Here is a 4,629-nt window from a genome sequence, read left to right on the forward strand (position 1 = left end):
GCCTTGCGGATGCGGGCATCTTTGGAGACCTGCAGGATGGCCCGGGCCATCTCCACCGCGCCCCGGTGGTGCTCAATCATCATGGACATGTAGGCGATGTCGAAGGCCTTACCCGAAAGCCTGCTCAGCTCGGCCGTGGACCCCATGGCCATACCGCCGTGGGCGCTGTGATCCATCTGGGCCAGGCCCACGCTCACCAGGAAAACCATCCACACTGCTCCGAGTTTCAGGTGCATAGTTCCCCCCTTTCCAGAACCAAGTGCCGACGCCCCACCCAGGCCCTTCAGGCAAAGGCTGGGCCACGGGCAGAACCGCCCGGGGAAGCCACCGGCCCGCTGGGTGGGCGGGATGAGGGTGCAGGCATCCGAGCGGTAGCAACGAATGCCGTGCCCGCTGCAGCCCAGCACCGGAGCCCGCCCAAGCCAGACCATCCTAGACCTCCAGTGCCGGTTTCGCCGGCTCCACCCTGGCAAAAGGCGGCCGGAAGCCGCGCAAGCGCAGGGCGTTGGAAAGCACAAAAAGCGACGAGAGGCCCATGGCCGCCCCAGCCAGCACCGGCGAGAGCAACCAACCGGTAAAGGGATAAAGCACCCCCGCAGCTACCGGAATCAAGAGCACGTTGTAGGCAAAAGCCCAGAACAGGTTGAGCCGGATGTTGCGCAAGGTAGCCCGGCTTAGGGCGACGGCGTTGGGCACCCCGCGCAGGTCGCCCGAGACCAGAACCACATCGGCGGTCTCTATGGCCACATCGGTGCCGGTGCCGATGGCCAGCCCCACATCGGCCTGGGCCAGCGCGGGAGCGTCGTTGATACCATCGCCCACGAAGGCCACCTTGTGGCCCTCTTCCCGAAGCCGCCGCACCGCCTCGGCCTTGTCCTCGGGCAGTACCTCGGCCAGCACCTCATCTATGCCGAGCTGCTTGCCGATGGCCTGGGCCGTTCGGGCGTCGTCCCCAGTGATTATGGCCACCCTGAAGCCCTGGCGGTGCAGCAGGGCGATGGCCTGAGCAACCCCCTCCTTGAGGGGATCGGCCACGGCCAGCACCGCCGCCAGCCTCCCGTCCACCGCGGCATAAAGCGGGGTCTTGCCCGCCTCGGCCAAACGGCCAGCCACAGGGGCCAGGGGGCCCAGCCCCAGGCCCAGCCGGGCCATAAGGCGCCCCGCCCCCACCTCCACCCGGCGGCCCTCCACCCACCCGCTCACCCCGAAGCCGGGTAGGGCTTCGAAGGCTGCTGGCTCAGCCAGCTCGAGGCCGCGCTCCCTGGCGGCCTTCACGATGGCCTGGGCCACTGGGTGTTCGGACCTCTGCTCGAGGGAGGCCACCAGCCGGAGCACCTCAGCCGCATCGAAGCCCTCGGCCACCTGCAGGTCGGTAAGCTCAGGCCGGCCCTTGGTCAGGGTGCCGGTCTTGTCGAAGGCCACCACCCGGGCCTCCTGCAGAGCCTGCAGGGCCTGACCCCGACGGAAGAGGATGCCCATCTGGGCAGCCTTGCCGATGCCCACCATGAGGCTCACCGGGATGGCCAGACCCATGGCACAGGGACAGGCAACGATCAGCACCGCCACTGTATTGACCAGGGCGAAGGTCAGGGCGTTCTCCTCCCCAAAAAGGAGCCACACCCCCGCGGTAATCAGGGCAATGCCCAGCACAATGGGGGTCAACACCGCCACCACCCGGTCGGCCAGGTTCTGGATGGCGGGCTTGGAGGCCTGGGCGCCCTCCACCAGCCGGACAATCTGCGCGAGCGCGGTGTCTGCGCCCACTGCGGTGGCCCGGAAGGTAAAGGCCCCGGTTTGGTTGAGGGTGCCCCCCACCACCCTGGCCCCCTCGGTCTTGCGCACCGGCATGGGCTCGCCGGTGATCATGGACTCGTCCACGTAGCTCTGACCAAAGACCACCACCCCATCGGCTGGAATCCGCTCGCCAGGCCGCACCGCGATGAGGTCGCCCGGCCCTATCTCGTCCACAGGGACCTCCCGCTCGAGCCCCCCCTCCACCACCCGAGCGGTCTTGGCCTGCAACGAAAGGAGCTTTTCAATGGCCTCGGAGGTTCGGCCCTTGGCGATGGCCTCGAGGTACTTGCCCAGCAGGACCAGGGTGATGACCACCGCCGAGACCTCAAAGTAGACGTGGCGGGCCTGGGGGGGAAAGAGGCCGGGGAAAAGCACCACCCCCAGGCTATAGAAGTAGGCCGCCGAGGTGCCGATCATCACCAGGCTGTTCATATCGGGCGAGCGCGCCCGCAGGGCGGCCCAGCCGTGGCGGTAGAAGCGCAGGCCAGGGCCGAACTGCACCGGGGTAGCCAGGACCAGCATCGCCCAGTTCCACACCCCCTCAGGGAAGAGCGAGAGCAAGAACATGTGGGCCGGCATCCAGAGCATCGGCAGCATTGCAAGCAAAAAGAGCGGCAGCGAGAAACCAGCAGCAAGCAGGAAAGCCCGCCTAAGCGAAGCGATTTCCTGGCACCGGGCCTCGCGTTCCATATCCAAGCGGTCTTTGCCCGAAGCGGCCTCAACCACCCCGTAGCCCGCGTCGCGGATGGCCCGCTTGAGCTGGCCCGGGCCTAAGCTAGCCGGAAGGAACCTGACCGTAGCCCGTTCGGTAACGAGGTTGACGCTGGCTTCCAGCACCCCATCCAGCTTCCGCAAAGCCCGCTCCACCCGCACCGCGCAGGCCGCACAGGTCATCCCCGTGACACCGAACTCCACCTCGGCCACCACCGGGGTGTAGCCGGCCTCCCGCACCCGCTCCACCAGGGCCGCTGGGCTGGTCTTTTTTGGGTCGTAGACAACGCTGGCCCGTTCGGTGGCCAGGTTGACCTGGGCCCGCTCCACCCCCTCTGCCCCCTTCAGACCCCGCTCCACGCGGTTCACACAAGCCGCGCAGGTCATGCCCCGGACGCCGATTTGCACTTCCTTCATAGCCAGCAACCCACAGCTCCCAAAGAAGCCCGGACTACCGGTACTTCAGCACCTCCATCAGCTCCTCCACCATCCGCTGGGTATCCCCCCGCAGGGCGGCGCTGGCCACGTGGTGCTCGAGGTGGCTCCTCAGAATCATCTCCCCCACCTTGTCCAAAGCCCCCTGCACCGCCTTGAGCTGTTTGAGCACATCCACGCAGTAGGGCTCACCCTCGAGCATCCTGAGGATGCCCTCGAGGTGCCCCTTGGCCGAGAGGAGGCGGCTGCGGGCCTCCTGCCGCACCTTGGGGTCCAGGTGAAGGGCGTGCTTCTGGGCCATCTCAGGCCACCCGGGCGGTGTAGCCCTCCTCCTCCACCGCCTCAATCAGCCTCTCCGCCGGCGCGCTACCGACCACGATAGCCCGGCCCTCCTCCAAGGAAACCTCTACCCGCTCCACGCCAGCCACCTTCTTCAGGGCCTCGGTGACGTGACGAACGCAGTTGTTGCAGCTCATGCCCTCGATTTTTAGCGTGACCATAGCCCCACTATACCCCACCCCTCCTGGGGTGGGGTAGCGGGCAGAACAATTCCCAAGCCTTGCGCTTTTCCACGGGGGCCTTAAGCTAAAACCCGTGAGCGCCCTGTACCGCCAGGCCCGCCCCAGCACCTTCGACGAGATGGTGGGCCAGGAACACGTCAAGGAGGTCCTCACCCACGCTATCCGCTCCGGGCGGCTGGCCCAGGCTTACCTGTTCTCGGGACCCCGAGGTGTGGGCAAAACCAGCAGCGCCCGGCTCATCGCTCAGGCGGTGAACTGTGCCCAAGAGCCAAAACCCTGCGGTCGGTGCGAGGGCTGCCGGCTGGTGCGGGAAGGGCGGCACCCCGATGTCTTGGAAATTGACGCGGCCTCAAACAACTCGGTGGAAGACGTGCGGGAATTGCGGGAACGCATCCTGCTCTCGCCCATTCTGGGCCAGCGTAAGGTGGTCATCCTAGACGAGGCCCACATGATGTCCAAAAGCGCCTTCAACGCGCTTCTGAAAACGCTGGAGGAGCCCCCACCGCACGTCATCTTCATCTTCGCCACCACCGAGCCGGAGCGGATGCCCCCTACCATCCTCTCCCGCACGCAGCACTTCCGCTTCCGCCGGCTTTCCGAGGGTGAGATTGTGGAAAAGCTGGGGCGCATACTGAAGGGCCTGGGGCGGGAGGCCGAGCCCCAGGCCCTCTCCCTCATAGCCCGGCTGGCCGATGGGGCCATGCGGGACGCCGAGAGCCTGTTGGACCGCCTGCTGACCCTGGAGGGCCCCATCACCCTGAGGAGGACCGAGGAGACCTTGGGCCTGCCCCCCCAGGAGGCCCTCTTCGCTCTGGCCGAAAAGCTGGACGAGGGCCGGCTGAGGGAAGCCCTGGAGGAGGCCAGGCGGCTCTACACCCAAGGCTTCGCGGCCCGCACCCTGACCGGAGGTCTGCTGGAGGCCTTCCGGGCTGGCCTCTATGCCCGGATGGGCCTTGGGCAAGGCCCCCGTCTGGAGGGACCTGAGGAGCGGTTGGTAGCCGCCATGACCGCGCTGGACGAGGCCCTGGAAAGGCTGGCCAAGCGCTCCGACGCCCTCTCGCTCGAGCTGGCCCTGCTGGGCGCCTACCAGGCCCTCCATCCCCCACGCGCCCCGGCCTCGGCGCCCCCCGACCCTCCCTCCCACCCCAGCCCCCAACCCCCCACAGCC

At 67.4% G+C, this 4,629-nt stretch carries 5 protein-coding genes; 1 reads left to right on the forward strand and 4 read right to left on the reverse strand.

Annotated elements, in window-relative coordinates; genetic code table 11:
• The 4 genes from NZ849_RS04475 to NZ849_RS04490 all read right to left on the reverse strand — a co-directional run.
• On the reverse strand, nucleotides 1–236 hold a 236-nt coding region (locus NZ849_RS04475; protein WP_295404653.1), incomplete at its 3' end, for a DUF305 domain-containing protein.
• Between the two features lie 196 nt (nucleotides 237–432).
• Nucleotides 433–2,922 (reverse strand): heavy metal translocating P-type ATPase, encoded by a 2,490-nt coding sequence (locus tag NZ849_RS04480; RefSeq protein WP_295404655.1) that lies wholly within the window; start codon nucleotides 2,920–2,922, stop codon nucleotides 433–435.
• Nucleotides 2,923–2,956: 34 nt separating this feature from the next.
• On the reverse strand, nucleotides 2,957–3,241 hold the full coding sequence (locus NZ849_RS04485) for a metal-sensitive transcriptional regulator (RefSeq protein WP_295387794.1): 285 nt from the start codon (nucleotides 3,239–3,241) through the stop codon (nucleotides 2,957–2,959).
• Between the two features lies 1 nt (nucleotide 3,242).
• Complete coding sequence (locus NZ849_RS04490; RefSeq protein WP_295387792.1) at nucleotides 3,243–3,440, reverse strand: heavy metal-associated domain-containing protein; 198 nt, start codon at nucleotides 3,438–3,440, stop codon at nucleotides 3,243–3,245.
• Nucleotides 3,441–3,534: 94 nt separating this feature from the next.
• Here NZ849_RS04490 and dnaX point away from each other — a divergent pair.
• On the forward strand, nucleotides 3,535–4,629 hold a 1,095-nt coding region (gene dnaX, locus NZ849_RS04495), incomplete at its 3' end, for a DNA polymerase III subunit gamma/tau (protein WP_295404659.1).

This window comes from Meiothermus sp. (genome assembly GCF_025060375.1).
Classification (GTDB): Bacteria; Deinococcota; Deinococci; order Deinococcales; family Thermaceae; genus Meiothermus.